This is a genomic window from Fictibacillus sp. NRS-1165 (assembly GCF_050468105.1).
In the GTDB taxonomy this organism is placed as follows: Bacteria; Bacillota; Bacilli; order Bacillales; family Fictibacillaceae; genus Fictibacillus_C; species Fictibacillus_C terrinigri.
Window position 1 is genome coordinate 1 of the sequence record NZ_JBDPNU010000186.1, and the last position, 1,002, is coordinate 1,002.

The following is a 1,002-nucleotide window of genomic DNA, read 5'->3' on the forward strand; positions in this document are numbered from 1 at the left end:
GGCTGGACTTCCGGATGGAGCTGTTCAGGTGGTTTCAGGTAGCGGCAGAGAACTCAGTGATGCTTTAATCATGGATCCAAGAGTCAAAAAGATTACTTTCACAGGCAGTTCTCAAGTAGGTAAAGCAATTAAAGCAAAAGCGGGATTAAGAAAAGTAACATTGGAACTTGGTTCAAATTCCGGGTTAATTGTCGAACCGGATGTACCTTTGGAAAAAGTGATTCAGAGATGTGTGGAAGGGGCATTTTCCTTTGCTGGTCAAGTTTGTATTTCACTGCAACGCATTTATGTCCACGAATCGATTTATGAGGATTTTAGTAAGCGTTTTATAGAACGCACAAAACAATTAAAAGTCGGTGACCCGTCGGAAGAAACTACGGATATAAGTGCCATGATCAGCCCCCGGGAGTTGGAGCGGATCGAATCGTGGGTAACTGAGGCCGTAAAGCAGGGTGCCAAAATTGGCATCGGTGGGGCAAGGAATGGAACTATTTTTCCACCAACCGTTTTGCTGAACGTCACACGAGATATGGCAGTTTCATGTCAGGAAACGTTTGCTCCCGTGGTTTCAATCGTGCCCTATAAAGAACTGGATGAAGCGATTAACATGGTGAACGATTCGGTGTATGGACTCAATGTGGGGATTTATACCCAAAACATTATGAACGCCTTGCATGCGGCACGTAAGTTGGAGTCGGGCGGCGTGATAATCAATGATATCCCAACCTTCAGGCTCGATCATATGCCTTATGGCGGTGTGAAAGAAAGCGGTTACGGCCGTGAAGGAATTAAATACGCGGTTGAAGAAATGACCGAATTAAAATTCGTTACAATGAAAACGACTTTTTAAGGGGGAGTAATTCATGACAAACATTATAAAGCCTAATCCTAAACTTTATGTACTGGATAACGGTCGGATGAAGATGGATAAAAATTGGATGATCGCCATGCATAACCCGGCAACCATTGACAAACCAAATGTGCAAACCGAATTTGTTGAAT

The 1,002-nt window shown here is 43.5% G+C and carries 1 protein-coding gene and 1 pseudogene; both read left to right on the forward strand.

Annotated elements, in window-relative coordinates:
* Positions 1 to 850: aldehyde dehydrogenase family protein (locus ABHN01_RS25770; protein WP_429877908.1), on the forward strand; the 850-nt coding region annotated here is incomplete at its 5' end.
* Between the two features lie 13 nt (positions 851 to 863).
* Positions 864 to 1,002 (forward strand): annotated as a pseudogene (locus ABHN01_RS25775) (N-acyl homoserine lactonase family protein); the annotation flags it as partial.